The 26,000-nt window shown below is 67.2% G+C and carries 24 protein-coding genes; 7 read left to right on the forward strand and 17 right to left on the reverse strand.

Features of this window, described 5'->3' with window-relative positions; translation table 11 throughout:
- Nucleotides 1-23: 23 nt before the first annotated feature.
- The 5 genes from FZ029_RS00075 to FZ029_RS33855 form a co-directional block, all read right to left on the reverse strand.
- Nucleotides 24-3,587 (reverse strand): tetratricopeptide repeat protein, encoded by a 3,564-nt coding sequence (locus tag FZ029_RS00075; RefSeq protein ID WP_149267530.1) that lies wholly within the window; start codon nt 3,585-3,587, stop codon nt 24-26.
- A gap of 1 nt (nt 3,588) precedes the next feature.
- Entirely contained in the window at nt 3,589-4,311 is a 723-nt protein-coding gene (locus tag FZ029_RS00080; RefSeq protein ID WP_149267531.1) for a flagellar motor protein MotB, read from the reverse strand.
- Nucleotides 4,308-5,003 carry a hypothetical protein gene (locus tag FZ029_RS00085; RefSeq protein ID WP_247892070.1) on the reverse strand — a complete coding sequence of 232 codons (696 nt, stop codon included), beginning with the start codon at nt 5,001-5,003 and terminating at the stop codon, nt 4,308-4,310. Before FZ029_RS00085 ends, FZ029_RS00080 begins: the two co-directional genes overlap by 4 nt.
- Before the next feature lie 121 nt (nt 5,004-5,124).
- A complete protein-coding gene (locus FZ029_RS00090; protein WP_149267533.1) occupies nt 5,125-5,832 on the reverse strand; it encodes a protein phosphatase CheZ in 708 nt (235 codons plus the stop codon).
- A gap of 283 nt (nt 5,833-6,115) precedes the next feature.
- Complete coding sequence (locus FZ029_RS33855) at nt 6,116-6,244, reverse strand: hypothetical protein (protein ID WP_256379245.1); 129 nt, start codon at nt 6,242-6,244, stop codon at nt 6,116-6,118.
- A gap of 329 nt (nt 6,245-6,573) precedes the next feature.
- On the opposite strand from FZ029_RS33855, the gene FZ029_RS33860 reads away from it, so the two are divergent.
- A complete protein-coding gene (locus tag FZ029_RS33860; protein ID WP_149267534.1) occupies nt 6,574-7,569 on the forward strand; it encodes a patatin-like phospholipase family protein in 996 nt (331 codons plus the stop codon).
- 95 nt (nt 7,570-7,664) lie between these two features.
- On the forward strand, nt 7,665-9,245 hold the full coding sequence (locus FZ029_RS00100) for a matrixin family metalloprotease (protein ID WP_149267535.1): 1,581 nt from the start codon (nt 7,665-7,667) through the stop codon (nt 9,243-9,245).
- 24 nt (nt 9,246-9,269) lie between these two features.
- Here FZ029_RS00100 and FZ029_RS00105 read toward each other — a convergent pair whose 3' ends face one another.
- Entirely contained in the window at nt 9,270-10,241 is a 972-nt protein-coding gene (locus FZ029_RS00105) for an SAM-dependent methyltransferase (protein ID WP_247892071.1), read from the reverse strand.
- Between the two features lie 207 nt (nt 10,242-10,448).
- Here FZ029_RS00105 and FZ029_RS00110 point away from each other — a divergent pair, with 207 nt between their 5' ends.
- The gene (locus FZ029_RS00110) at nt 10,449-10,730 is read left to right on the forward strand and encodes a (2Fe-2S)-binding protein (protein ID WP_149198511.1); all 282 of its coding nucleotides are present in this window, start codon (nt 10,449-10,451) and stop codon (nt 10,728-10,730) included.
- 472 nt (nt 10,731-11,202) lie between these two features.
- Nucleotides 11,203-11,508 carry a hypothetical protein gene (locus FZ029_RS00115; protein ID WP_149198510.1) on the forward strand — a complete coding sequence of 102 codons (306 nt, stop codon included), beginning with the start codon at nt 11,203-11,205 and terminating at the stop codon, nt 11,506-11,508.
- A 58-nt stretch (nt 11,509-11,566) separates the two neighbouring features.
- Here FZ029_RS00115 and era read toward each other — a convergent pair whose 3' ends face one another.
- The 7 genes from era to rpoZ all read right to left on the reverse strand — a co-directional run bounded on the left by era (nt 11,567) and on the right by rpoZ (nt 18,427).
- Nucleotides 11,567-12,472, reverse strand: a complete 906-nt coding sequence (gene era, locus FZ029_RS00120) for a GTPase Era (protein WP_149198633.1) — start codon at nt 12,470-12,472, stop codon at nt 11,567-11,569.
- A 277-nt stretch (nt 12,473-12,749) separates the two neighbouring features.
- Nucleotides 12,750-13,535, reverse strand: a complete 786-nt coding sequence (gene rnc / locus FZ029_RS00125) for a ribonuclease III (RefSeq protein ID WP_149267536.1) — start codon at nt 13,533-13,535, stop codon at nt 12,750-12,752.
- Nucleotides 13,536-14,303 carry a signal peptidase I gene (lepB, locus tag FZ029_RS00130; protein ID WP_149267537.1) on the reverse strand — a complete coding sequence of 256 codons (768 nt, stop codon included), beginning with the start codon at nt 14,301-14,303 and terminating at the stop codon, nt 13,536-13,538. It lies immediately after the preceding gene.
- A complete protein-coding gene (gene acpS / locus FZ029_RS00135) occupies nt 14,300-14,800 on the reverse strand; it encodes a holo-ACP synthase (protein WP_247892072.1) in 501 nt (166 codons plus the stop codon). The genes lepB and acpS overlap by 4 nt, the downstream gene beginning before the upstream one ends.
- Nucleotides 14,797-15,549 carry a pyridoxine 5'-phosphate synthase gene (locus FZ029_RS00140; RefSeq protein ID WP_149267538.1) on the reverse strand — a complete coding sequence of 251 codons (753 nt, stop codon included), beginning with the start codon at nt 15,547-15,549 and terminating at the stop codon, nt 14,797-14,799. The genes acpS and FZ029_RS00140 overlap by 4 nt, the downstream gene beginning before the upstream one ends.
- Before the next feature lie 141 nt (nt 15,550-15,690).
- Nucleotides 15,691-17,850 (reverse strand): bifunctional (p)ppGpp synthetase/guanosine-3',5'-bis(diphosphate) 3'-pyrophosphohydrolase, encoded by a 2,160-nt coding sequence (locus FZ029_RS00145; protein WP_149267539.1) that lies wholly within the window; start codon nt 17,848-17,850, stop codon nt 15,691-15,693.
- A 142-nt stretch (nt 17,851-17,992) separates the two neighbouring features.
- Nucleotides 17,993-18,427 carry a DNA-directed RNA polymerase subunit omega gene (gene rpoZ, locus FZ029_RS00150; RefSeq protein ID WP_085089611.1) on the reverse strand — a complete coding sequence of 145 codons (435 nt, stop codon included), beginning with the start codon at nt 18,425-18,427 and terminating at the stop codon, nt 17,993-17,995.
- A 304-nt stretch (nt 18,428-18,731) separates the two neighbouring features.
- Between rpoZ and FZ029_RS00155 the strand changes: the two genes are divergently transcribed.
- Nucleotides 18,732-19,334, forward strand: a complete 603-nt coding sequence (locus tag FZ029_RS00155; RefSeq protein ID WP_149198505.1) for an NYN domain-containing protein — start codon at nt 18,732-18,734, stop codon at nt 19,332-19,334.
- Between the two features lie 75 nt (nt 19,335-19,409).
- On the opposite strand, the gene pdxA is transcribed toward FZ029_RS00155, so the two are convergent.
- From pdxA to lptG, 3 genes are all read right to left on the reverse strand, one after another.
- Entirely contained in the window at nt 19,410-20,438 is a 1,029-nt protein-coding gene (pdxA, locus tag FZ029_RS00160; RefSeq protein ID WP_149267540.1) for a 4-hydroxythreonine-4-phosphate dehydrogenase PdxA, read from the reverse strand.
- Nucleotides 20,435-21,895 (reverse strand): peptidylprolyl isomerase, encoded by a 1,461-nt coding sequence (locus FZ029_RS00165; RefSeq protein WP_149267541.1) that lies wholly within the window; start codon nt 21,893-21,895, stop codon nt 20,435-20,437. Before FZ029_RS00165 ends, pdxA begins: the two co-directional genes overlap by 4 nt.
- A 172-nt stretch (nt 21,896-22,067) precedes the next feature.
- The gene (gene lptG / locus FZ029_RS00170; protein WP_149198502.1) at nt 22,068-23,162 is read right to left on the reverse strand and encodes an LPS export ABC transporter permease LptG; all 1,095 of its coding nucleotides are present in this window, start codon (nt 23,160-23,162) and stop codon (nt 22,068-22,070) included.
- A 280-nt stretch (nt 23,163-23,442) separates the two neighbouring features.
- On the opposite strand from lptG, the gene FZ029_RS00175 reads away from it, so the two are divergent.
- Nucleotides 23,443-24,021 (forward strand): GNAT family N-acetyltransferase, encoded by a 579-nt coding sequence (locus FZ029_RS00175; RefSeq protein WP_149267542.1) that lies wholly within the window; start codon nt 23,443-23,445, stop codon nt 24,019-24,021.
- A gap of 36 nt (nt 24,022-24,057) precedes the next feature.
- The gene (gene guaA / locus FZ029_RS00180) at nt 24,058-25,626 is read left to right on the forward strand and encodes a glutamine-hydrolyzing GMP synthase (RefSeq protein ID WP_149267543.1); all 1,569 of its coding nucleotides are present in this window, start codon (nt 24,058-24,060) and stop codon (nt 25,624-25,626) included.
- Between the two features lie 77 nt (nt 25,627-25,703).
- On the opposite strand, the gene FZ029_RS32820 is transcribed toward guaA, so the two are convergent.
- A complete protein-coding gene (locus FZ029_RS32820) occupies nt 25,704-25,844 on the reverse strand; it encodes a hypothetical protein (RefSeq protein WP_188051785.1) in 141 nt (46 codons plus the stop codon).
- Nucleotides 25,845-26,000 lie beyond the last annotated feature (156 nt).

The raw sequence follows: 26,000 nt of genomic DNA on the forward strand, positions 1-26,000 counted from the left end.
CCCCCGCAAGGCGTCCCGCCGCCTTATGAGGTCGGCTTATCGCCGGCCTGCTTTCCGCCGCGATATTCCTTCAAAAACTTCTTGAACATATCCACTTCCGCGACGCGGGAGCGGATGGTGCCGACGTCGATCAGGCCCATCGCCTGTTCAGGGCGGGTCAGGATGCGGAAGGCGTCCTCATTCGGCCCGCCCTTCATCGACCCTTCGAAATCCTTCTTCAGCAGGTTCAACCCGTTGCCGTCGCCGGCCAGCGCCAGCGCCACCGCCCGGTTCAGCACCAGCTGCGACATGTTGGGATCCAGCGGCTTGCCGGTTGCGGGGGGCGGGCCGATCACCTTGTTCAGGGCCAGCGCCGCCGCATCCCATTTCTGCCCCTTCCACGCGATATCGACGCGCAGCAGGTTGGCGTTGGTGCTGTCGTCCTGCGCCAGAAGCTGCATCGCCTCGTCGCCGCGGTTCAGCTCGGCCAGCGCCTTGGCCTGCATCAGCCGCCGTTCGGCCGTCAGGTCGGCCGGCAGTCCGGCGACATTGGACAGTTCCAGCGCCTTCAGCGCCTCTTCCGGCTTGTTGTCGAGCAGCCGGACGGAGGCCAGCCGCGTGCCGACCCGCGCCTTGTCCAGACCGGACAGACGGTATTCCACCTGATGCTGCAGCAGGTCGGCCGCACGGTTCAGCAGATCGATGGAGATCAGCCGTTCCGCCAGCTGCCGGATGATCTCGTCGCCGGCCTCGCCCACCGGGGTCAGCTCGCGGAACTGGTCGTAGAGCTGCAGCGCGTCGAGCGTCGGCAGGCGCTGCGCCCCGTCCTTGAACAGGTCGGCGAAGATGCGCGACATCTCCTTGGTGATCGCCTCGGCCCTGGGCGTGTCGGCGACCAGGGCCGCCGTTTCCTTCATCGTGTTGAAGCCCTTGGCATATTCGCCGCCGGCGATCAGCACCTCGCCCATGCGCGAGCGGATCTGCATCTCCAGATCGTCGCCGCGCCAGGTGAAGGTCAGGCCGGCCAACTGCTCCGCCGCGGCGGTCGGCGACATCTTGCCTTCCGACAGCTCCAGATTGGTCAGCGCCAGCCCGGCCTTGGCGCGATAGAGCCGGTCATAGCTGTTGTAGGCGGCGGTCAGCTGTTCCCGCGCCTGATCGATCTCGCCGGTCTGGGCAAAGAGCAGACCGCGCAGATATTGCGTCTGCGGGTTTTCCTCCTGATCCGGGCCGCTGTGCTCGATCACCCGGTCGAACAGCCGCTTGGCGGTGCCGGTGTCGCGCGTCTCCAGCGCCGCTTCCGCCGCCCGCAGGCCGAGCTTCCCGATCATGGGTTCGGGGTAGCTGTTCAGGATCGGGCCGGACGCCTTGAAGCCGGCCATCGCCTTGGGCCAGTCGCGGCGGTCGGCGGCGATGGCGGCGCGCCACAGATTGGCTTCCGGATTGCCGGCCAGCGACGGGATCGACAGGTCGGCCTCCGCCCCGTCGAGGTCGCCGGTCAGCACGCGGGCGGCACCGCGCAGCGCGCGGAACTCCGGCCAGCCTTCCAGGTCGGGCTGGTTCTGCTGCAGCACGTCCAGCATGCCGAGCGTCTCCTGCCCGAAACCATTGGCGAAATAGAACCGCGCGAGGTCGAGCTGCGCCTTCGGCCGCTCCGATTCCGGCGCATTGACGACGGCCAACTGCAGGTCCTGCCGCGCCTCGGTGAAATGGTCGAGGTCGCCATGTTTCCAGGCCGGCAGGTTGAACAGGCGGCGGCCCTGCATCTGGGCGGGCTGTGCCTTCGGCGGCTCCATGGCGGACGAGGCGCCGCCGGGCGGAGGGGTGACCGGAAGCGGCGCCGCAGCCAGCTGCGACGGAACCGGCTGGGGGGCGGATGCCGGGGCAAGGGGCGGCGGCGGCGGCACGACCGCCGGGTTGCCGGCGTCGGCGGCCGGCGACAGGTGCAGGCCGCCGGCGGTGGTCAGTTCCACCCCCTCCTTGATCGCGCGCACCGTCACATTGTCGGAGATCGGTCGTACCACCACGCCCTGATAGGACGGCATCACTTCCAGGTCGGGGTAACGGTGTGGTTCGGGCACGCCCTGCCCCGGGCTGGGCAGCGGAACCACCTGGATGCGGTCGCCGACGTCGGGATCGGCGAACTGCACGATGTTCGCCGCGTCGGGCGCGCGCACCAGCAGCCGGGCGCCCAGAAGGAAATCGGGATCGGGCTCCACCCGCAGATCGCCGGCGCTGCCCATGTTGGCCGGGCGGGCGGAGGACAGGATGCGCCATGTGGTGCCCTGCCGTTCCACCGTCGGCCAGACCATCGGGCCGATCTTGGTGCGGAACACGCTGCCGCCGGTCGCCGGCACCGGCTCCACCGCACCCATCAGTTCGGCCCCCGGGCCGCTGAGCTTCCCGGCGCCGATCGGCATCGGCCGGTCGAACACGACGTAAAGCTGGCCCGCCCGCGGATAGACGGCGATGGAGGCCGGTCCGCCGGTGTCGAAGGTCAGCACCGGTCCCTTCGGACCCGCCGCCGGCTGGGCCTTGGCATCGGCAGGCGCCGCGGGCGCGGCCTTCGCCTCCGCCGGCGGAGTGTTGGGCGCCGCGGCATTTGCCGCCGAGTGTGGCGCCGCGGCATTCGCCGCGATGGCGGAGCGGCCGGAGGTGGCCGAAGCCATCGTGGGCGTGTCCCTGCCGCCTTCCCTGGCTGTTTCCTTGGCCGGCGCCGGCTGGCTGCTTCCCTGGCTGCTGCCCTGCCCCGCTGCGGTCCCCTGGGAACCGGCGGCAGGCTGAGCGCCGTCGCTTTTGGGCAGGCCGGCGCGCGAGCCGGGATTGCCGACGGACAGCACCACCGATTTGCCGGATGCGCTGTCGGTCACCTCGGCATCCTGCGGCACGGCCAGCGTAACCGCCAGCGCGCCGTCGGCCCGCCGATAGGCTTCCACATTCCGGATGTTGCGCAGTGCCGCCTTGGCGACCGCCGACAGGTCGGCGGTGCCGCCCTTGTCGAAAGCGACCGTGACCGCGGCGCCGTCGCGCGTGACCGTGTAGCCGACCGGCGACGGCCATTCGAAGGTCAGGCGGCTCTGGTCCGGCTGGTCGGCCCCGCGCACGCGCAGCCGTCCGGCGGAGGGCACCGGCTTCGCAGCCTCGGCTTTCGCGGGTTCGGGTTTCGCGGGTTCGGGTTTCGCGTCCTCTGCCTTGGCGGCCGTCTGCGGCGCGGCCGGCGACAGGTCGATGGCGATGGCGTTGCCATTGCGGAAGCTTTTCAGCGAGACCGGGCGCTTCAGGTCGAACGAGACCGTCTTGCCATCCGCCTCGACCCGTCCGGCGGCCAGATAGCCGGGCAGCGCCCGCACCAGACGGTCGAGCGGGGCGTCGATGCTGTCCGTGAAGGTGACGACCAGCCGATCGCCCTCGACCGACGCGGTGTAATCGACCTTGCCCGGCCAGTCGAAGACCAGTCGGCCGAAATCCTTATGGGTGCCGCCGCGCACCGGAACCGTGGCGGCGTCGGCGGCCAGGGGAGACAGCAGGACCGGCACGGCAAGCAGCGCCACCGCGGCGGCACAGCCGCGCAGCCAGCGCTTCCACTCTTGGGCCGTCCGGTCCGTCACCTCAATTCGCTCCTTCCTCTCGCACCACGATGTCGACCGGCAGGCGCCCGTTGCCGGCACCCCCCGCCCCATCGACCGGCATCATCACCGCGCGTGCCACCAGATCGCGGCGATAGCCGGTCTCGCGCAGCGCGGCGGAAACGGCGACCGCCCGCGTCAGCGCCCGTTCCCAGGCCACGCCGCCGGTCGCATCCTCGTGCTCCGCATGGCCGACCAGCTCGATCCGGTTGCCGATCCGGCCGATGACGGCGCCCAGCAGGAACAGCACCCGCCGCCCCTCCTCGGTGAAGGCGGCACCGGTGGGATCGAACATTCGCTCGCCCGGCAGACGGATGACGACACGGTCATCTTCGCGCCGAACGTCGATCACCGCCAGTTCCGTATTCGACCGCAGCTGACTTCCCAGCAGGGCCGCCAGATAATGCAGGTCGATGGCCGCCCTGGCCTCCACCGCCTTGGCGTTGAAGGCGGCGCCGGGATCGGCGGGCCGGTCCGACGGGCTGCTGGCGGTCGACCGCGCGGCGGGGATCGCCTCCGCCACGCCTTTCGCCAGATGGGTCCAGCGCTCCGCCTCCGGCTCGCTCATCGAATACATCAGGACGAAGAAGGCGAGCATCAGGGAGATCAGATCGGTGAAGCTGATCAGCCACAGCGTCTTGCGCTGGCCGCTGCGATCTTCCGCCGCCGCCTCGGCCTTGTTGACGACGCCCGGAATGCGGATCATTTCCGCACCTCCGTCTTCCCCGCCTTCGGGGCCGGCTTGGGGGCCGCCTTCGCCGCCGCCCCGTCCTCGTCCCAGCGCAGGGAGAACAGCAGCCGCACGCCGCCCGGCTCCCCGCGTTCGATCCCGATGGTGACATTGCCGGCCGGCGCCCCATCCTCGACCAGCGCGCGGGCCAGAACCCCGGCACGGGCAACCGGGCCCGGCGGCTGGCTGGGCGTTCCCGTCGGCCCGATGCCGAGCAGCGCGTCCAGTTCCACCCGCTCGCCCTGGCGCGACTGGCGCAGGGCGTCGGCGATGCGGTCGATCAGGCCCTGGCGGTCCGGCCGCAGGGCCATGGTGCCGGGAAGGAACAGGTCGTCGGCCGGCAGCCGGACCTCCAGCAATTGGCCGGGGGCGACCACCTCCACCTTGGCGACCGCCACCGCGGTGGCGAACAGGGTGCCGACATCCTCCAGCCGCTGCACGGCGAACACCGTGCCGGCGCGCGATGCCACCGGTTCGGCACCCTCGCGCAGGCGCGGGTCGATGACGAAGTTGGGAAAGGTCCGCTCCAGCGAGGCGGCGACCGCCTTCACCTTCTGCACCGTCTGCACCGAATTGGCGTTCAGCACGATGAAGAAGACCAGAAGCAGCAGGAACAGCGACAGCAGAAGCAGGATGCTGCCGTTGTTCGGGTTGGCATGTCCGCCCACGCCGACACCCGCACGCGCCACCCGCAACGGCGGCAGTCCGGCATTCCCCGTCCCCGGTCCTGCACCTTGGGCCGTGTGGCCGCCGGTGGGCCTGCTGAAGGGTGCGCCGGGCAGCATGGCGTCAGTCGAAGCTGGCCAGCAGACGGTCGATCTCGTCCTGGTCCATGGCATTGCCCGGCATCTGCGGCCCGTGCAGAAGCTGCTTGTCCGCCTCTTCCGCGCTCATCGGTTCGTAATGGACGGCGGCCTCCGCCTCCTCCGCCGCCAGCTTAGCCAGCCGCGGGGCGTGGTTCTGCCGCACTTCGCTGCCGAAGGCGGCGACGATCATGTCGACCTTCGATTCGATGTGCTTCAGCGTCCGCACCACCTTGCTGATGCGCTGGCCGGTAATGTCCTGGAAGTTGCAGGCCTCGTAGATTTTGGTGATCTGGTCGTTCAGCTTCGCCGAGTTGTCCGCGTCCGTCTGGCCGGCGATGGCGCCGATGGCGTCGCAGGCGTCGAAGATGGCGAAGGTCGCCTTCTCGGTCGCGCCGATCACCGCGTCCAGTTCGTCCGTGGCGGTGCGGATATGTTCGTCGCGGATTTCGGCCGGCTGCAGCGCCGCGATTTCCTGCTTGGCCGTCTCGATGAACTTGGCGAGGTCAACGACCTCTTTGTAAAGGCGCAGGTCGGTCGCGGAAATGTCGCCGTCCATGCTGCCCAGGATGTTGCGGACGATATCCGTCACCTCGTCGCGCGACAGCGGCGTTGCTGCTTCCGCGAAGGCGGCGTCGAGGCGCTGTCTCAGGAGCTTCTGTTCCGTCACGGCGGATTGGGCGGAAAAGGTCATCGGGCGTGTCCAGCGAGAGGGGCGAGGCCTTGGCGGAATATGCCGGAACCACCCCGGTCCGCGCCCTCCAGCGAGCGCCCGTCGAGTGCCCTTGCGGCGGAGGTTCGACGCTCCGTCCGATCGTGGCGCCCAACCGTCCCAGGAACTGTCCGAGCCGACCAAGCCTAGGGTCGTGACGGTTAATAGCCCGTAAAGAGGACCGCGCCGCGGCTTCCATGGCGGCACTGAAGTTGCCGGCGCGCAACACTGTGGCGCGTGCGACCGAATGGTGTCGGGTCGTGGCTCAGAACAGCCCGGCGGCGGCCGGCGCACCAAGAAGCGCAGCCAGGACCAGCAAGGTGACGGCAATCAGCCGCTCCGCGGTCGACCAGCGTTTCCAGTCCTTTCTGAAGCTTTTCAGTTCGTCGGCCATGGCGAGCCTTCCGCGTTCGGGAACTACACTGCAACGCAACGAAAATGCACCGGGTCCAGTTGACGCATGGTTAAAATCAGCCGGAATGGCGATCATACCTTCGTACTGGCACAGAAATGCCACAGTCGCCGCCCTGAAGCCGATGATCCAAGTCAAAGATCGGATAAATTTTCTCCATTCGCCATTTCAACTGCGGCGATCGCAGGCGCTCCGGCGGCGTGCCACTTCCGGCAGCTTCCGATACCGGGCGGCGATGCCTAGATGATAAGCTCTAGATCAAGCCGCCAGCCGCTATCGGAAGCCGGCGGGGGCGCTGACAGGGGAAGCGGATGGCGAAGGGAACCGACCTGAAGATCGGGCTTGCGCTGGGCAGCGGCGCCGCGCGCGGTTGGGCGCATATCGGCGTCCTGCGCGCGCTGGAGGAGATCGGGATCAAGCCCGACATCATCTGCGGCACCTCCATCGGGGCCGCGGTCGGGGCCGCCTATCTGACCGACCAGATGGACGAGTTGCAGTCCTGGGCGCAGAAGATGGGCTGGCTGGGCATGCTGGGCATCATCGACCTCACCTTCCGCCGCGGCGGTCTGGTCGCCGCCGAGAAGGCGTTCGGCCGTTTCGACAACGAACGAAGCAATGTCCTGATCGAGGATCTGCCCCTGCCCTTCGCCACCGTCGCCACCGACCTGTCGACCGGGCGCGAGATGTGGCTGCGCGACGGGCCGCTGATGTCGGCGGTGCTGGCGTCGGCCGCGATGCCCGGCCTGTTCCCAGCGGTGCGGCGCGACCATCACCTGCTGGTCGACGGCGCGCTGGTCAATCCGGTGCCGGTCTCGCTGTGCAGGGCCCTTGGTGCCGACGTGGTGGTGGCGGTCAACCTGAACAGCGAGCTGTCGCCGCTGGGCCGGCCGAACGGCCGCGGCAAATCGGATGGAGTCAAAGCGGTGGCGGCCAAGGTGCCGGAACCGGTGGTCGCCGGCGGCGATGCCGGCTCGCCCGCCTTTTCGCACCTGACCAGCCAGATCTCCACCTGGCTCGGCCGCAAGCCCACCCGGCGGACCCGTTTCCTGGCCGATCAGATCGACGATGCCCAGGCCCACAAGCCGATGCCGAACGCCCTGGAGGTGATGGCCGGCTCCATCGACATCATGCAGGACCGCATCACCCGCTCGCGCCTGGCGGGCGAGCCGCCGGATGTGCTGATCGCGCCGCGGCTGGCCCATATCGGCATCCTGGAGTTCGACCGCGCGGCTGAGGCAGTGGAGATCGGCCATGCCGCCGCCTCGATGCTGCGTCCATCCATCGAAATGGCGCTGCGCCGTGCCTGACCTGTTGCGCTGGGAACCGTGCTCGTATTTCGTATAAGCGGTAGTCCGGAATCCCTCTGGACATCCCAACCGACCGCCGCGGGAACCGAGCGTCCATGAGCCAGTCAGCGCTGACCTCCAGCATTTCCGCCCTGCTCCCCAGCGGGACGCCACATTGGGGCAACAACGGCACCGTGCTGAATGGCAGTTCCGTCGGCGCCGCAGTGACCGTGACCTATGGTTTCCTGACCAGCGCGCGGCAAGTCTCCTCATCCGATGCCACCGGTTTCGCTGCGATGAACAGCGCCCAGCAGGCTGCCGTCCGGCAGGCGCTGGCGGCATGGAGCGCGGTCGCCAACATCACCTTCACCGAGGTCGCCAATCCCAGCACCGCGGATGTGGCCTTCGGCACCAACCGCCAATACGGCCAGTCGGCGGCCTACGCCTATTACCCCTCCACCGCCTCCCAGGGCGGTCAGGTCTTCCTGGCCAACGACAGCTCAACGAACACCAACCCGACGACGGGCAGCTACGGCTACATGACGGTCATCCACGAGATCGGCCATGCGCTGGGCCTGAAGCATCCAGGCAACTACAATGCCGGCTCCGACGGGGGGACGGAGGGTCCGTACCTGTCGTCCGCACAGGACAATTATGCCTACAGCATCATGTCCTACAACGACAGCGACGCCCTGCCGTCGGGCACCTATCTGACCGGCCCCAGCCTCTACGACATCGCGGCGATCCAGTATCTCTACGGCGCCAACATGTCGGCCGCCCCCGGCGACACCAGCTATTCGCTGAACACCGGCAGCTTCACCACCCTGTGGGATCCCAACGGCCACAACAGCCTGAACGGCAGCGCCCAGACGGCATCGCTGTCGCTGGACCTGCGCGACGGCCAGTTCAGCAGCGCCGGATCCACCACCTTCCTGGCGCTGGCGTACGGCACGAAGATGCAGCAGGCGATCGGCGGCAGCGGCAACGACAGCTTCACCGTCAACAGCCTGGGCAATGTGCTGGATGGTGGCGCCGGCACCGATACGGTGGTGTTCAGCGGCAGCCGCGCACAATACAGCGTCCAACAGCTGGACGGCAGCCGCACCATCGTCAACGGCCCTAACGGCACCGACGTCCTGACCAACATCGAATATCTGCGCTTTTCCGACAGCAGCAGCGCGCTGTCGGCCACCGTGTCCGGCAGCTTCGACACCTTGCGCTACATCGCGTCGAATGGCGACCTGATCACCGCGTTCGGCACCGACACGGCGGCGGCGGCGCAGCATCTCGCCAACTCCGGCGTTTACGAAGGCCGCAGCCTCAGCGGATTCGACCCTTATAACTATCTGGCCGGCTATGGCGATCTGATCTCGGCCTTCGGAACCGACGCCACCGCGGCGACCCGTCATTTCATCAGCAACGGCTATCGCGAGGGCCGCAACGCCAGCCTGTTCGACACGCTGTCCTACGAAGCCAGCAATCCCGACCTGATCGCCGCCTATGGCAACAACCGCGAGGCCGTGGAACTGCATTACATCCAGTTCGGCCGCTTCGAGGGACGGTCCATCAGCAGATTCAATGCTGCCGCCTATCTTGCCGCCAACCCGGACGTAAACGCCGCCGTCGGCGGCAGCCTGTCCGGCGCCCGGCAGCATTATGTCAGCTTCGGCTATGCCGAAGGGCGGGCGCTGGCCTGAGGGACGTGGGCAAAGGGACGGCGCTCACTGCGCCGGCCACATCCAGGTCAGTTCGTGCTTGTTGTGGTGCAGGTGGATCACCCGGCCGCCGGGGATCGCCGCGAAGGCGCGGGCGGTCTCATGGTCGGTCTCCGCCTGGAACTTCAGCGTGCAGATGAAGCGCTTGGCCAGCCCGCTGTCCATCCACTCCTTCACCAGCCGCAACAGCCGCGTCGGGTAGCAGATCACGTCGCAGCACAGCCAATCCACCGGGCCGACCGCCGCCGGCTTCAGCCCGAAGGCGCTTTCCTGGCGGATTTCCACCCGCGGCAGGGCGGCGATGGCGGGGTCGAGCGGCGCCTTGTCGACGCTGACCACCGACGCCCCCAATTCATGCAGCACCCAGGTCCAGCCGCCCGGACAGGCGCCGAGGTCGAGGCAGCGGTCGCCCGGCCCCGGTTGCTCCCCGAACAGGGTCAGCGCCTCCCACAGCTTCAGATAGGCGCGGTTGGGCGGCACGGTGCGGTTCTCGACGAAGGTCACCTCGCCGTTGCGGAAGGGGCTGGAGCAGCGTGCCGCGGCGATGATGGTGGACTCGTCGGTCAGCGTCCAGGAGCCCAGCGGCGCCGTCGGCAGGGGCGACGGGAAGACCACCGGCTTGGCCGACACGTGCGGCAGGTTCTCCTGGATCAGGGCGGCGCGGCGATGATGCCGCTGCGACCACAATGCCCAATTGCGCTGGATCCCGCGCAACGCCTTGGCACCGCCCTTGATCGAGGCGAAGTCGATGCGCACCGGGTCGTACCAGATGTTCTGTGCCCAGGCGGCCGGCCGAGCCGGTCCGTCGACGAAGACCAGCCGGCCGTCGACCGACGCGATCTCCCCCAGTTCCGCCACCAGATCGTCGAGGAAGCCGTCCGCCGCCAGATAGATCGTCTGGCCGAGCGGGGTCACCACCGCGCCCGGCGAGGGCTGCGGAGCGTTGAGGGAGGCGTTTTTGGGGGTGCTGTCGTCCATGCCCCACGGGCTACCGCCGCCGGCCGCCGAATGCAAGCGCAAGGATGCGGGATCCCCCCTTTCGAACTGACGCGAAGGAGGTTGTGACAAAGCGTCGCGAAAGCTCTTATATGCGATTGGTTCGCAATAGCGGCATTGACAACGATTCTCAGTCTCAGCTATTGCTGGGTTCGGAGTTCTTGCCACACCGACCGTCGCCGAGGGCCAATGTACGTCTGCATCTGCCACGCGCTGAACGACAAGAAGGTCAAGGCCGCGCTCGACCAGGGCGCCACCACCCCGGCCTCGGTGTTCCGCCATCACAATTGCCAGGTCCAATGCGGCAAATGCGTGCCCACCATGCGCAGCATGGCCAGCGAGCATCGCGCCGCCATGGCCCAACAGGCGGCCATCGCCGCGACGCCCGCGACCGCCCCCTGCTGCGGCACGGCGATGCCGGAACCGGCCAACCTCGAAGCCATTCCCGCCTACGCCGTCGCGGCCGAGTGAGCGCGCACACGAACGCTCTACCACTTCCGACTTTCCGCCCGATTCCAGGGTTACAACCTCGCCTTTAGGCTGCGACAGATTGCGCGCCGTCTATGATTTTTGGGCGGATTGACCCTGCCCTGCCAATCCGGCACAAAAGCGTCACCAAAACAAAAGAACGCCGTCAAAAAGGCGGCGTATAAAAGCGCCAACGGGCCGGATGAAACCGGCCCAGGAGGAAACGCAATCCAACCAGGAAGACTTCCTCGGCCACCGGGTTTGCCTTGTCCTTTTCAGGCCTGGGCAACCCGGCGGGATTTGGATTCGGACGGATATCCCGCAACTGCTAAATCGCATTGCAAAATCGTTACCGCTTCTCCCAAAGGGGCTGTGACGACTGCGCTTCCGGTGCGTTTGCGCAGTGTCGGCGCGGGGCTAACCTGCCAGCCGGCCGAGAGGTCAAAATCGGTTGAGGATCAAAGGAGGACATCTCATGAGCCGCCGCAACCGGCAAGCCTTCGACACGCTGAGCCGTGAGCTTGTGCTGCGCGCCACCGACCGCATGGAAACCCTGCGATCCATGGTGGAGCGCGCGGACAGCGACCGGCGGGAGACGTGGGAGCGCACGCTCGACCGCCTCCGCGGCCTGAACAATCGCGCCACCGCCCGCATCGAGGCCGCTCATATGGCCGATGACGACGCCTGGCCCTTCGCCCGTGCCCAAGCGGATCAGGCGATGATGGATCTGATGCGCGCACTGGACGACTTCGACGGCCATCTGCGCCTTATGGCCGCCTGAGGCTTTACCGGCCCTGGAATGGAAAAGGCCCTCTCCCGCGGGAGAGGGCCTTTGTCGTTCAGGACGCCCCGAAATCCAGCCCCCAGGCCGAATAGCGTTCCGGATCGTCGACCCACCCCTCGCGCACCTTCACGAACAGGATCAGGTGGACGCGGCGCTCCAGCATCGACGTCAACTCGGACCGCGCGGCGGAACCCAACGCCTTGATCCGCTGGCCGCCCTTGCCCAACACGATGGCCTTCTGGCTTTCGCGCTGCACGAAGATGACCTGCGAGATCTTCACCGATCCGTCGTCGAACTCCTCCCACACCTCGGTCTCGACCGTGGCGGAATAGGGAAGTTCCTGATGAAGCTGCAGGAACAGCTTCTCTCGGGTGATCTCCGCCGCCAGCAGACGCATCGGCATGTCGGAGATCTGGTCCTCCGGGAAATGCCAAGGCCCTTCCGGCAACCGGTTCGCCAGAAACTGCTTCAGATCGGCGACGCCGTCCTCGGTGAAGGCCGACACCATGAAGATGTCGGAGAAGATGCCCTCCTGCTGGAAGGCGTCGGCGATGCCCAGCAGGACGTCGCGCTTCACCAGATCGATCTTGTTCAGGATCAGGATCGCCTCGCGCCCCTGCTCCTTCAGCCGGGCGACGATGCTGCGGGTGTCCTCGTCGATCGAGCGCCGCGACACGTCGTACAGCACGCCGATCACGTCGGCGTCCTCCGCCCCCTGCCAGGCCGCCGCCACCATGGCGCGGTCCAGCCGGCGCTTCGGTTTGAAGATGCCGGGGGTGTCGACGAAGATCATCTGGGCGTCGCCCTGGATGGTGATGCCCAGCACGCGGGTGCGGGTGGTCTGCACCTTCGGGCTGACGATCGACACCTTGCTGCCGATCATCGCGTTCAGCAGCGTCGACTTGCCGGCATTGGGCGCGCCGACCAGGGCGATGAAGCCGCAGCTCGGATGCTCCGGCATCGTCGGCAGCGGCGGCAGGACGGAGATGGGCTGCCCGCGCGGGGCATCCTCATCATCCTCGTACTCATCGTCCTCGTATTCGCCGTCTTCGTCGTCGAAGTCGCCCTCTTCGGCGTCCTCGTCGGCGCCCTCGTCGGCGTCCTTGGCCCCGACGTCGCCGTTATCGCCGCCATCCTCATGGCCGAGCGCTTCGTCGTCCGTCACCGACTCCGGCAACGGCTCCGCAGCTTCGGAACCCGGCGTCTTGTTCTGCATCTTGTCGATGTCGTCGCGACCGTCAGTCATCGACCTGTACTCCCACCTGGCGCAGCAATGCGCTGGCCGCCTTCTTTTCCGCGACGCGCTTCGACGAGCCGGATCCGCTGACCGGTTCCATCCCCGCGACATGCACCGCAACCACGAACAGCGGCTCGTGCGCCGGGCCGCTGCGTTCGATCAGTTCATAGCGGGGCAGCGGCTTTCCGCGCCCCTGCGCCCATTCCTGCAGCGTCGTCTTGCTGTCCAGCGGCGGCGGCGTCGCCTTGTCGATCTCGCTGGCGAGCGCCTCGCGGACGAAGCGCGTCACTGGCTCCAACCCGCCGTCGAGATACATGGCGCCCAGCACCGCCTCGCAGGCATCGCCCAGGATGGTGCGGTTCTCCCGTCCGCCGCTTTGCGCTTCCGCCGGCGACAGGCGCAGGTAGGCCCCCAGCCCGATGGCGTCGGCGACGCGGCCCAGCGATTCCCGGCGAACCAGCGCGGCATGCCGCTTGGCCAGCGCCCCTTCGCGCTCGTTCGGGTAGCGCTCCAGCAGCCATTGCGCGACCACCAGCCCGACGACGCGGTCGCCCAGGAACTCCAGCCGCTCATAGGCGATGCCCGGCCCCTTGTGCGACTTGCGGCCTGCCCGTTCCAGCCCCATCAGGCTCGGGTGGGTGACGGCGTCGCGCAGGAGCGACGGGTTGGAAAACTCGTAGCCCAGAGCACGCGCGAGGCCGGCGACATCCGCCGACTGGACGGCGCCATCGGCCTCGGGTTCGGAGCCGGCGCCCGCGTCGGCAGGCGCCTTGGTGACGATGGACACTTACCGGACTCCGTTGAACAGGCGGCTGAAGCGCAGATCGACCGGCCAGCGCCAGATCTCGTAGAAGCGCGTGCCCTCGTCGAGCGAGAAGAACAGGAATTCGGCGCGGCCGACCATGTTTTCGATGGGAACGAAGCCAACCTGCGACGGCACGCGGCTGTCCAGCGAGTTGTCGCGGTTGTCGCCCATCATGAACAGATGGCCGGCCGGCACCTTGAACACCGGGGTGTTGTCGAGCGGACCGTTGTCCGACTCCTCGATGATGCGGTGGGTACGGCCGTTCGGCAGCGTCTCGATGAACTGCGCGGTGCGGATGCTGCGGCCCAGCGGATCGGTGGTGACGTAGTCCTCGATCCGCTCGCGCTTCACCGGCTGGCCGTTGATGTGCAGAATCCCGCCGATCATCTGGATGGTGTCGCCCGGCAGCCCGATCACCCGCTTGATGTAGTCGGTCTTGTTGTCGCGCGGCAGCTTGAACACCGCCACGTCGCCACGTTCGGGCATGGAGCCGAGGATGCGGCCCTCGAATACCGGCAGGCCGAAACCGACCGTGTATTTGCTGTAGCCGTAGCTGTATTTCGACACGAACAGATAGTCGCCGATCAGCAGGGTCGGGATCATCGACCCGGACGGGATGTTGAACGGCTCGAAAGCGAACGTCCGAACACCGAAGGCGATCAGCACGGCGAAGATCACCGTCTTGACGGTTTCGGCGAACCCGGATTCCTTGGTTTTGGCGCTGGTCGCCGTTTCTTTCTGAAAGGTCATTCTGGGTTCGCCGTCTTGGTGGGCATTGCGGACACGCCGGGGGCGGATTCGGTGGGAGTGGACTCGATCGGTTCGGCGCTGATGACGACGAAGGCCTCGGCCATCGGGTATTCGTCGGTCAGCGTCACATGGATGCGGGCGCGCATGCCCGGCGGCGTGATCGCCTCCAGCCGCGCCAGTGCCCCGCCGGTCAGGCGCATGGTCGGCTGGCCGGACGGCAGGTTGACCACCCCCATGTCGCGCCAGAACACGCCGTCGCGGAACCCGGTGCCGAGCGCCTTGGAGCACGCCTCCTTGGCGGCGAAGCGCTTGGCATAGGTCGAGGCGCGGGCGTTGTTCTTCGCGGCGGAGCCGGCGCGGCGTTCCGACTTGGCCTGCTCGACATCGGTGAAGATGCGGTCGATGAAGCGCTTGCCGAAACGCTCCAGCGACTTCTCGACCCGACGGATGTCGATCAGGTCGTTGCCGATGCCGAGGATTGTGCCGGACATCATCATGAGGCGGGCGCCGCCGCGTTCCGCGCCGTGTCCATGGCCTTGCGCATGCGGGCGATCGAGTTGGTCAGCCCGACGAAGATGGCCTCGCCGATCAGGAAATGGCCGATGTTCAGTTCGACGATGGTCTGGATCGCCGCCACCGGGCCGACGGTGTCGTAGTTCAAGCCGTGGCCGGCATGGCATTCCAGCCCGATCGCCTCGGCATGGACGGCGGCGCGGACGATGCGCGCCAATTCCGCCTCGCGCTCCGCCGGGCTGTGGGCATCGCAATAGGCGCCGGTGTGCAGTTCCACCACCGGCGCGCCGAGGCGCTTCGCGGCGTCGAGCTGCGCCGGCTCCGGATCGATGAACAGCGAGACACGGATGCCCGCGGCGCCCAGCTCGCCGACCGGACGGACCAGATGGTCGTACTGGCCGATCACGTCCAGCCCGCCTTCGGTCGTGACTTCGGTGCGCTTTTCCGGGACGAGGCATGCGGCATGCGGCTTGTGGCGCAGGGCGACGCCCAGCATCTCGTCGGTCGCCGCCATCTCGAAGTTCAGCGGACGGTCGATCTCGGCCATCAGCCGTTCGATGTCGCGATCCACGATGTGGCGTCGGTCCTCGCGCAGGTGGGCGGTGATCCCGTCGGCCCCGGCCTCGATGGCCAGCTTCGCCGCGCGCACGGGGTCGGGATGCGCCCCGCCGCGTGCGTTGCGGACGGTCGCCACATGGTCGATGTTCACGCCGAGGCGCAGGAAACGGGACATGCACGGACTCCAAAGCGTCGCCGCCCGCCGGAACGGGCGGGGGCGATTCCGTCTATATAGCGGTGCTCCGGCGTTCCGTCACGCCGAACCGACCGATTTACCCGCGGATGACAGGGAATTTACCGTCGAATGACGGAGATCTCAGCGTCCCCGCGCCCGCTCCACCGAATGGATGGCCGGGGTGGCGCGCAAGGCGGCCATGATGTTGGTCAGGTGCTTGGCATCCTTCACGTCGATGTCGATCAGCAGCTCGAAATAGTCGGTGCTGCGGTTCGTGATCTTCTGATGGATGACGTTGCCCTGGTTCTTGCCGATCACCGTGAACAGCGTGCCGAGCGAGCCCTGTTCATTGGCGATGACGACGCTGATGCGGCCGACATGCTCCTCCGGCGAATCCGGGCCGGTCTCCCACGACACGTCGATCCAACGTTCCGGCGATTCGTGGAAGCTTTCCAGCGTCTCGCAGTCGATGGTGTGGATCGTCACGCCCTTGCCGGTGGTGACGATGCCGACGATGCGGTCGCCGGGCAGCGGGTGGCAGCAGCGGGCATAATGCACGGCCATGCCCGGGATCAGGCCGCGGATCGGCAGCGCCGATTCCTTGCGGTTCTTCGCCTTCGGCTTCGGCGCGCTCTCCTCCGTCTCGCGGAGGGCGGGGGCGGCCTGCGCCTTGTGGCCGGGGAAGACGGCGTGGAAGACCTCGCGCACCGAATGCAGGCCGGAGCCGACGCCGGCCATCAGATCGTCCACCGTCGGCTGCTGGAAGATCTTGGCCGCGTTTTCCAGAGCCTTTTCGGTGAACTCGTAGCCTTCCGACTTGAACTGCCGCATCAACATGCCGCGGCCCAGTTCCATATACTGGGCGCGCTGCTGGGTGCGCAGGAACTTGCGGATGCGGGCGCGCGCCTTGCCGGTTACGACGAAGCGTTCCCAGCCCGGAACCGGCGTCTGCGCTTTGGAGGTGACGATGTCGACCTGATCGCCGTTCTGCAGCTGGGTGCGCAGCGGCAGCATGCGGCCGTTGATCTTGGCGCCGACGCAATGGTCGCCGACCTGCGAGTGGACGGCATAGGCGAAGTCGACCGGCGTGGCGCCGCGCGGCAGCGCGATCAGGTCGCCCTTCGGGGTGAAGCAGAAGACCTGATCCTGGAACAGCTCCAGCTTGGTGTGTTCCAGGAACTCTTCCGGCTTCTGCGCATGCTCCAGGATGTCCAGCAGTTCGCGCAGCCAGCGGTATTCGCCGCCGGTCGGGCGCGGCTGGTGATCCTGCTTGTAGGCCCAGTGGGCGGCGACGCCCAGTTCGGCGATCTCGTGCATGTCCTGGGTGCGGATCTGCACCTCGATCCGGTTGCGGCCGGGACCGATCACGCCGGTGTGCAGGCTGCGGTAGCCGTTGGGCTTGGGCGTGGAGATGTAGTCCTTGAAGCGCCCCGGTACGACCGGATAATGGGCGTGCACGATGCCCAGAGCCTGATAGCATTCCCCGACGGTGCCGACCGTGATGCGGAAGGCCATGATGTCGGACAGCTGTTCGAAGCTGACATTCTTGCGCTGCAGTTTGCGCCAGATCGAATAGGCCGACTTCTCGCGGCCGGTCACCGATACGTCGGGCAGCCCTTCGGCCGCCAGCAGTTCGCGCAGCTCGGTGATGATGGTCTGGACGCGGTTCTCGCCCTCGCTGCGCAGGCGGGCCAGCTGGGCCAGGATGCTGTCGCGCGCGTCGGGGTTCAGTTCGGCGAAGGCGAGATCGTCCAGCTCGTCCTTGATCTTGTGCATGCCGATGCGTTCGGCCAAGGGCGAGTAGATTTCGATGGTTTCGCGGGCGATGCGGCGGCGCTTTTCCGGCTTTTTCAGGTGGAACAGCGTGCGCATGTTGTGAAGCCGGTCGGCCAGCTTCACCAGCAGGACACGGATGTCCTCCGACATGGCCAGCACCAGCTTGCGGAAATTCTCCGCCTGCTTGGCCTGCTCGCTGTTCAGTTCCAGCCGCGACAGCTTGGTGACGCCATCGACCAGCCGGGCGATCTCCTTGCCGAACACCCGCTCGATGTCCTCGAGCGTCGCGACGGTGTCCTCGACCGTATCGTGAAGCAGCGCCGTGGCGATGGTGCCGGCGTCCAGCTTCATCTGGGTCAGGATACCGGCGACCTCCAGCGGATGGAGGAAGTAGGGATCGCCCGACGCGCGCGTCTGCGACCCGTGCGCCTTCATCGAGTAGACATAGGCGCGGTTGAGCAGATCCTCGTCGGCCGAGGGATCATACGCCTTGACGCGCTCGACAAGCTCGTATTGCCGGATCATGCGGCCCGACCCGGCGCGCGCGGCGCCTCAAATGTGTGCGTGGTGGTCCTGAACGAACCGAAAGGGAGCCGGATGCTCCCCACCCCATTCTTCGACGAGGGGGCGTCGAGCCCCCTCCGTGTTCTGCGGTCGTTGTCCAGAATCAGAGGTCTCCGTCGGGATCCTCGGTCATGGCGAAACCAGCGCCCGGCTCGGCATCCATGTCCGCGGCGATGTCGTCCTCTTCGCCCAGTTCCTCGCCGTCGCTCTCGCTCATGCCGTCTTCGTCGCCCAGCGAGGTGTTGCCGCGCGCAGCCCAGTCGTTCTCGCCGGCCATCAGCTCGACGATCTCTTCCTCCGGCTCGTCCGGCTCGACATGCTTCTGATGGCCCTTGATCAGGGCGTTCTTCAGATAGTCCAGCGACACCGTCTCGTCCGCGATCTCGCGGAGCGCCACGACCGGGTTCTTGTCGTTGTCGCGGTCGATCGACAGCGGAGCGCCGCTCGCGACCTCGCGGGCGCGCTGGGCGGCCATCATGACCAGCTCGAAACGGTTCGGAACCTTCAGGACGCAATCTTCAACGGTAACGCGGGCCATGCCAGACGAACTCCGGAGTCAAAGGAGGCTCTAGACTATATGGATGTGGCCCGATAGGTGCAAGCGCGAACGACAGCGTTGCTGCATTGCGCCAGGGTAACGTCCCGGAAGTGTCCTTATACATCAATGTGGTGTTCCGGCACAGTCGGTGGCCGCTGCCCCCTTGTATGTTTGCGCCCAATACACTAGATTTCAAAATTGGAACGCGGGTCTTTCCGCGTAATCCATCCATTTTTTCACAAACAGCAATGAAAGGATCCTGGCATTGGACCGCAATTCGACTTTGCCGCGTGATGTCAGCAAGTTGTTTTACAAGGAAGAGCGTCTCGCTCTGTTCATAGATGGCGCCAACCTCTACGCCGCGGCGCGTTCGTTGGGGTTCGACATAGATTACAAAAGGTTGCGCGATGGGTTTGCCGGGGAAGGCCGGCTGGTCCGTGCCTTCTACTACACCGCGCTGGTCGAGGATCAGGAATACTCCCCGATTCGGCCGCTGGTCGACTGGCTCGACTACAACGGCTACACCATGGTGACCAAGCCGACCAAGGAATTCACCGACGCATCGGGCCGGCGCAAGATCAAGGGCAACATGGACATCGAGCTGGCCATCGACGTGATGGAGATGGCCGACCATGTCGATCACATCCTGCTCTTCTCCGGCGACGGCGACTTCCGCCGGCTGGTTGAGGCGGTGCAACGCAAGGGCGTGCGTTTCAGCGTCGTCAGCACCGTCCGCTCGCAGCCGCCGATGGTCGCCGACGAACTGCGTCGTCAGGCCGACAACTTCATCGAACTCCAGGAACTGGCGCCCTTCATCGCCCGCACTCACCATCACCGCGAGCAGGGGCCGTCACACCATGACCAACAGGGTGGACCGACGATGTACGATCCCGACGATCGGGGCTGATCGCACCGGAAGACCGGCATCAAAAAAGGAGCGCACGAGCGCTCCTTTTTCATTTGCGGCGGTGATTTGCCGCGTTTAAGGAGCGCTTGTCCGCCGCCGATTCCGCGCCATCCGGTCGGCCGTTTTCAGCGCTGCGATCAGGCTGGTCGCGTTGGCGGCGCCCGTACCGGCGATGTCCAGCGCGGTCCCGTGGTCGGGCGATGTGCGGACGAAGGGCAGGCCCAGCGTGATGTTCACGCCGCCGTCGAAATCCACCGTCTTCACCGGGATCAGCGCCTGATCGTGGTACATGCACAAAGCGGCGTCATATCCGCGGCGGGCGGCGGCATGGAACATCGTGTCGGGCGGGCGCGGGCCGGAGACGTCGATACCGTCGGCGCGCAGGATGGCGATGGCCGGCTCGATGATGTCGATCTCTTCGCGCCCCATCGCCCCCCCCTCCCCCGCATGGGGATTGAGCCCGGCGACGGCCAGCCTCGGCCGCACGATGCCGAAATCACGCGCCAGTGACGCCGCGGTGACGCGGCCGGCATGGACGATGGCCTCTGTGGTCAGCAGGGTCACCGCGTCGCGCACCGAGACATGGATGGTGACCGGCACCACCCGCAGATCGGCCGCCGCCAGCATCATGATCGGCTCGTCGGCCAATCCGGCCAAATGCGCCAGATATTCGGTGTGGCCGGGATGGCGGAAGCCGGCGGCGTAGAGCGAGGACTTCTGGATCGGGTTGGTGACCACGGCAGCCGCAAGCCCGCCCTGCACCAGGGCGACCGCCCGGTCGATGCTGGCGATCACCGCCGCACCGTTGGCCGGGTCAGGTTTGCCGGCGACGACAGCCGTGCCGAGTCCCACCGGCAGAACCGGCAGCGCCCGGTCGAACAGCGCCACAGCCTCGTCCGGGGACGACACCACCTGGACCGGAACCGCCAGCCCGAGCGTCGCGGCGAGCGCCGCCAGCCGCGCAGGATCGTCGAGGACGACAAAGGGCGGCAAGCCGGCGTCATGCCGGGCCACCCAGGCCTTCAGCGTGATGTCCCCGCCGATGCCGGCCGGCTCCCCCATGGTGAGGGCCAGCGGCAGGTTGTCCGGCGGGGCGGCGGTCACAGGCGCGTCTCGATGAAGGCGGTGCGGCGCAGGTCGCGGAGATAGCGGCGCGACAGCAGGTCCGCCCGCTCGGAGATCAGTTCGCGCTCGATCTCGTCGCGGCCGGGCAGCTTGGCTTCCTGGACCGGAGTCGGGGCCGGCGGCGGCGGCGGCGCCGGCTGGGCCTGCGGCGGCGGCTGGATCATCGGCACGTCGCGCTTGCAGACGATCAGGATCACCGCGGCGGCCGGGCTCATCAGCACCGGGCTGGCCTGCCCCAGCGGGATGCCGAGCGCGAGGTTCTGCAGGCCCGGCGCCATGTCCTTCACGCGCATGGTTCCCATGTCACCGGACTCCGGCATGCCGGTTTCCTTGGCGCGGGCCTGGAAGTCGGAGCAGCTCTTGATCGACTTCCGCAGCTTTTCCGCCTGCTCCTTGACGGCCTTGGCCTGCTCCTTGGACTCGATCGGGATGATGATCTGCTTCATGTTGACCGTGGCCTTGGCCACGTCGGGCCGCGCCTGCGGACGGGGCGCCGGCGGTTGGGCGACCGGCATCGGCATCTCGCCGCCGCTGCTGCCGAAGGGCCGCTGGCCGCGCACCAGCAGGATATGATAGCCGGTGGCCGTGCGGACCGGCGCCGACAGCTGCCCGCCGCGCATCCCGGCCAGCGCCTTGTCCACCTCCGGCGACAGTTCGCCGCTGCGCACCCAGCCGAGATCGCCGCCCGACGCGGCGCCGGCCGACTGCGAGAACTGGCGGGCCAGGGCGGCGAAGTTGCCGCCGCGCTTCACCTCTTCGACCAGACGTTCGGCATTGCGGCGAACCTCGTCGTCCTGGTCGGGGCTGTCCACCGCCAGGAAGATCTCGGCGACCAGATATTCCGGCTTGCCGATGTTGGCCTTCAGCCGCTCCATCGCCGCGTCGATCTCGTCCTCGCCGACGACGACCTCCTGACGGATGCGGCGCTGCATCACCTTCTGCCAGCCAAGCAGCGCGCGAATCTGATCCTTCAGGGTGGAGACCGGGACATTCTGCCGCTTCAGGGTTTCCTGAAGCTGCTGGCCGTTCATCCGGTTCTGCTCGGCGATGCGCTTGATCGCGTCCTCGATCTCGGAGGCGGACACCGTGATGCCGAGGCGCTTGGCCTCCTGCATCTGCAGGCGCTCGTCGATCAGCAGGCGCATGACCTGCGGGGTCAGGCGCTTGATCGTCTCGGGATTGCCGGCGGTACCGGAATTCAGCAGAGCCATGCGGATGCGGGCGTTGACGTCCGAAACCGAGACGACCTCGTCATTCACCACGGCGGCGATGCCTTCGGACCCCGGTGCCCGCGCCATCTGCGTGCCCTGGTCGGTCGGTCGGGGCGCCGCCGCACCGGCGGCCGCCTTGACGGACTGCGCCGCGGCGGGCAGGGCCAGAAGCGCGCAGGCGGTCGCCACGGCGACGGTGGTCCGGACGGCTCGCAAACTCGACATGCTGCTCAAGCTCCAAAAACGGGTCGCCCGTTATTACGGTGGGGCCGGTGCCCCATGCAAACGGAATCGGTCCCGGCAAACCAGTGCAAACCCAACTGGGCGGAATTATGACCGAAGGGGCCAACCGGCCGCTTTGCGGCGAATGGCCCCACCCCCATCCGGCCGGCTTGCGTCAGCCGTCCTCCAGATGAAGAAGGGCCGCGGTTCCCAGCAGCAGGCTGATGCCGGCGGGACTCCAGGCCGCCATCACGATGGGGATCGTCTCCGACATGCCGAAGGTGCGGACCACGTCGGTCATCACGAACAGGACGAATCCGGTCAGCACGCCGCCGGTGACCATCGCCATCGTCCCGCCGCGCCGCGGCAGCCGCAGCGAGAATGCGGCGGCGAACAGCACCATCGCCAGGAACAGGAAGGGCTGGGCCAGCAGCGACTGGTAATGCAGCCGGTGCCGCACCGCGGGGAAGCCGGTGGTCTCCAGCGTGTGGATGAAGCGCGGCAGCTCCCAGAAGGAGATCGTCTCCGGCGGGGCGAAGCTCTCCTCGATGGTGGCCATGTCCAGCTCGGTCGGGATCGTGTAGCTGTCGAGCTTCTCCGGATCCTTCTTGGCCCGGTTCAGAACGGCGTCCTGCAGTTCCCACTTGCGGTCCTTCAGCTCGGCGCTGGGCGCGTCGACGCGGCCCAGATAGTTCTGGTCGGCATCGAACAGGAAGACGATGACGTTCGACAGCTCGAAGGTCACCGGGTTCACCAGCTCCGCATGGATGAAGAACTGTTCCTTTTCGTTGGTCTGGCGCAGCCACAGGCCGGAGCGGGATATGTTCAGCGTGCTCGACTGCAGTTTCAGATAGCGGTCCTGCAACTGCTCGTACTTGGCGATGAACACGGCGCCGACCGGATTGATCAGCGTGACCTTCACCACGCCGATGGCGGCGGCGGCGAACATCACCGGCATCAGGAACTGCCAGGCCGAAACGCCGACGGCGCGGGCGACCACCAGTTCGGCGCTGCGCGTCAGCCGCCAGAAGGTGAACATGCCCGCGAACAGGATGACGAAGGGGAAGATCTGCTGCCCGATCTCCGGCAGCTTCAGCAGCGCCATTTCCACCACCAGCCCGAAGGTCACATGTGGTTTGGTGCCGGCGCGGCGCAGCAGCTCCACCGTATCCAGCAGCAGCACGATGGCGAGCAGGATCACCATCAGCAGGCAGAACCAGACGATGAACTGCCGCCCGATGTAACGGGAAAGCGTAGGCGAGGAATACATGCGGTGTCCGGTCTCCGGAGCCCCGCCCGACGCGCCGCCATGGCGCTTGAGGCGGACTGGCGCGGCCCCGCCCGATTGGATCGGTGCGGGCCCCCGCCGGAACAGTCCCGGCTGTTTACCCCTGTTGCGGCGCGATGACAACCGGGCCGGGGGCAGGCCTCCCTCCCGCCAATCGCGCGGCCCTATCGTTGGTGACTCATTCCTGCCTCCTTTTCCGGCTGGACTTCCTGCATCCGCACCCCAAACTGTTGGTATAGAGGCTGCACGGGAGGGTCGGTCGATGACGGACACCACGGTCGCAATCCGCCGGGCGCGCGCGTCGGACGCCGACGGCATGGCCCGCGTCCATGTGCAGAGCTGGCGGTCGACCTATCCCGGCCTGATCCCCGCGCAGTTCCTGGTCAATTTGTCCGAGCCGGCCGCCGCCCAGCGCTGGGCAGCCATCGCCGAGACGCGCGGCCCCGGCCAGGGCGCCTTCGTCGCCGTCGATGTCGCCGGCGGGATCGCCGCCCCCGGCACCATCGTCGGCATCGCCTCCTTCGGCACGCGGCGGGTCGCGGTGCAGGGCCATGCGGGAGAGTTCCACGCGCTCTATCTGCTTGATGATGCAAAGGGTTACGGCATCGGACGGCGGCTGATGGCGGCAATGGCCGACCGTTTTCTGGCGGCCGGTGTCCGTTCGGCCGCGGTGTGGTGCCTGCGCGACAACCCGTCCCGCTGGTTCTACGAACGGTTGGGCGGCATCAAGGTGGCGGAGCGGCCGATCCGCTTCGCCAGCACCGATCTGGTGGAGATCGCCTATGGCTGGCGCGACCTGACGCCGCTTGCACGCTTGTCGGCAGGGCCGGAGGTGCGGTAGTGAGGGGCCTTGAGTCCCCCGCATCAGGATTCGTCGATGTCCAGCGCCGCTTCCCTTTCCGCCGAACGCGTCCTCATTCTCGATTTCGGGTCGCAGGTCACCCAGCTCATCGCCCGCCGTGTGCGCGAGAGCGGGGTCTATTGCGAAATCCATCCCTTCGGCATGAGCGACGAGCGTATCCGCGAGTATGACCCGAAGGCGATCATCCTGTCGGGCAGCCCGGCCTCCGTCACCGAGGCGAACGGCCCGCGCGCGCCGCAGGCGGTGTTCGACCTGAAGGTCCCGGTGCTCGGCATCTGCTATGGCCAGCAGACGATGTGCCAGCAGCTGGGCGGCAACGTCTCCGGCTCCGACCACCGCGAATTCGGCCGCGCCTTCATCGAGATCAAGGAGCCCTGCGCCCTGTTCGACGGGCTGTGGGAGGTCGGGTCGAAGGAACAGGTGTGGATGAGCCACGGCGACCGTGTCACCGCCCTGCCCGACGGCTTCCGCGCCGTGGCGGTCAGCGACGGCGCGCCCTTCGCCGCCATCGCCAACGACCAGCGCCGCATGTACGGCGTGCAGTTCCACCCGGAGGTGGTCCACACCCCGCACGGCGCCCAGCTGCTGGCGAACTTCGTCCATCGCGTCGCCGGCATCAAGGGCGACTGGACCATGGCCGCCTTCAAGCAGCAGGCCATCGAGAAGATCCGCGCCCAGGTCGGCAAGGGCAAGGTGATCTGCGGCCTGTCGGGCGGCGTCGATTCGTCGGTTGCGGCCGTGCTGATCCACGAGGCCATCGGCGACCAGCTGACCTGCATCTTCGTCGACACCGGCCTGATGCGCGCCGGCGAGTCGGAGGAGGTCGTGCGGCTGTTCCGCGACCACTACAACATCCCGCTGGTCCACCGCGAGGCGTCGGACCTGTTCCTGGGCAAGCTGGCCGGCGTCACCGATCCGGAGCAGAAGCGCAAGATCATCGGCGGCCTGTTCATCGACGTCTTCGACGAGGAAAGCGCCAAGATCGGCGGTGCGGAGTTCCTGGCCCAGGGCACCCTCTATCCCGACGTCATCGAGAGCGTGTCCTTCACCGGCGGCCCGTCGGTCACCATCAAGTCACACCACAATGTCGGCGGCCTGCCGGAGCGGATGAAGCTGAAGCTGGTCGAGCCGCTGCGCGAACTGTTCAAGGACGAGGTCCGCGCTTTGGGCCGCGAACTCGGCCTGCCGCCGGCCTTCATCGGCCGCCACCCCTTCCCCGGTCCGGGCCTCGCCATCCGCGTCCCCGGCGAGATCACGCCGGAGAAGCTGGAGATCCTGCGCAAGGCCGACACGATCTATCTGGAGGAAATCCGCAACGCCGGCCTCTACGACGCGATCTGGCAGGCGTTCGCCGTGCTGCTGCCGGTCCGCACCGTCGGCGTGATGGGCGACGGCCGCACCTACGACCATGTGCTGGCTCTGCGCGCGGTGACCTCCACCGACGGCATGACCGCCGACTGGTATCCCTTCCCCCACGACTTCCTGGCGCGCGTGTCGAACCGGATCGTCAACGAAGTCCGCGGCGTCAACCGCGTCGTCTACGACATCACGTCGAAGCCGCCGGGCACCATCGAATGGGAGTAAGGCAAGCGGAAGGTTCCGCCGGCAAAGGACGAAGGGGCGGGAAACCGCCCCTTTTCTTTTGTCCGTTCAGGTGCCGGTCAAAACAGCGACTCGACCGTCTGCGTCCTGGGATTGCGCCGCTTGCCGCGGATCGGCTTGGGGCTGGCCGGCAGCAGGCCCTCCCGCTGGGCGCACAGGTCGTGCCAGACATGACCCGGCCGCTCCGGCGTCCAATACATTGGCTCGCCAAGCAGCACCTCTTTACCGCAACAGGTGCAGGGGGGATATGGGCTGGATGTGTGTTCGGACCGGTCCATCTCACCGTTATGCCAGTGGCGAGGCGATCCGTAAGTGATGCGGATCAAATCAGACCGCAAGGGCGCAAAAAAATCGCT

Source organism: Azospirillum sp. Sh1 (assembly GCF_008365135.1).
GTDB classification, from domain to species: Bacteria; Pseudomonadota; Alphaproteobacteria; order Azospirillales; family Azospirillaceae; genus Azospirillum; species Azospirillum oryzae.

Coding starts and splice junctions, on each gene's coding strand:
- FZ029_RS00080 (WP_149267531.1), bottom strand. CDS start 4,311: ATGATCCGCATTCCGGGCGTCGTCAACAAGGCCGAGGCGGCGGCGGAA.
- FZ029_RS00090 (WP_149267533.1), bottom strand. CDS start 5,832: ATGACCTTTTCCGCCCAATCCGCCGTGACGGAACAGAAGCTCCTGAGA.
- FZ029_RS33855 (WP_256379245.1), bottom strand. CDS start 6,244: ATGGCCGACGAACTGAAAAGCTTCAGAAAGGACTGGAAACGCTGGTCG.
- FZ029_RS33860 (WP_149267534.1), top strand. CDS start 6,574: ATGGCGAAGGGAACCGACCTGAAGATCGGGCTTGCGCTGGGCAGCGGC.
- FZ029_RS00100 (WP_149267535.1), top strand. CDS start 7,665: ATGAGCCAGTCAGCGCTGACCTCCAGCATTTCCGCCCTGCTCCCCAGC.
- FZ029_RS00105 (WP_247892071.1), bottom strand. CDS start 10,241: ATGGACGACAGCACCCCCAAAAACGCCTCCCTCAACGCTCCGCAGCCC.
- FZ029_RS00110 (WP_149198511.1), top strand. CDS start 10,449: ATGTACGTCTGCATCTGCCACGCGCTGAACGACAAGAAGGTCAAGGCC.
- FZ029_RS00115 (WP_149198510.1), top strand. CDS start 11,203: ATGAGCCGCCGCAACCGGCAAGCCTTCGACACGCTGAGCCGTGAGCTT.
- era (WP_149198633.1), bottom strand. CDS start 12,472: ATGCCGGAGCATCCGAGCTGCGGCTTCATCGCCCTGGTCGGCGCGCCC.
- lepB (WP_149267537.1), bottom strand. CDS start 14,303: ATGACCTTTCAGAAAGAAACGGCGACCAGCGCCAAAACCAAGGAATCC.
- acpS (WP_247892072.1), bottom strand. CDS start 14,800: ATGATGATGTCCGGCACAATCCTCGGCATCGGCAACGACCTGATCGAC.
- FZ029_RS00140 (WP_149267538.1), bottom strand. CDS start 15,549: ATGTCCCGTTTCCTGCGCCTCGGCGTGAACATCGACCATGTGGCGACC.
- FZ029_RS00145 (WP_149267539.1), bottom strand. CDS start 17,850: ATGATCCGGCAATACGAGCTTGTCGAGCGCGTCAAGGCGTATGATCCC.
- rpoZ (WP_085089611.1), bottom strand. CDS start 18,427: ATGGCCCGCGTTACCGTTGAAGATTGCGTCCTGAAGGTTCCGAACCGT.
- FZ029_RS00165 (WP_149267541.1), bottom strand. CDS start 21,895: ATGTCGAGTTTGCGAGCCGTCCGGACCACCGTCGCCGTGGCGACCGCC.
- lptG (WP_149198502.1), bottom strand. CDS start 23,162: ATGTATTCCTCGCCTACGCTTTCCCGTTACATCGGGCGGCAGTTCATC.
- FZ029_RS00175 (WP_149267542.1), top strand. CDS start 23,443: ATGACGGACACCACGGTCGCAATCCGCCGGGCGCGCGCGTCGGACGCC.
- guaA (WP_149267543.1), top strand. CDS start 24,058: ATGTCCAGCGCCGCTTCCCTTTCCGCCGAACGCGTCCTCATTCTCGAT.
- FZ029_RS32820 (WP_188051785.1), bottom strand. CDS start 25,844: ATGTATTGGACGCCGGAGCGGCCGGGTCATGTCTGGCACGACCTGTGC.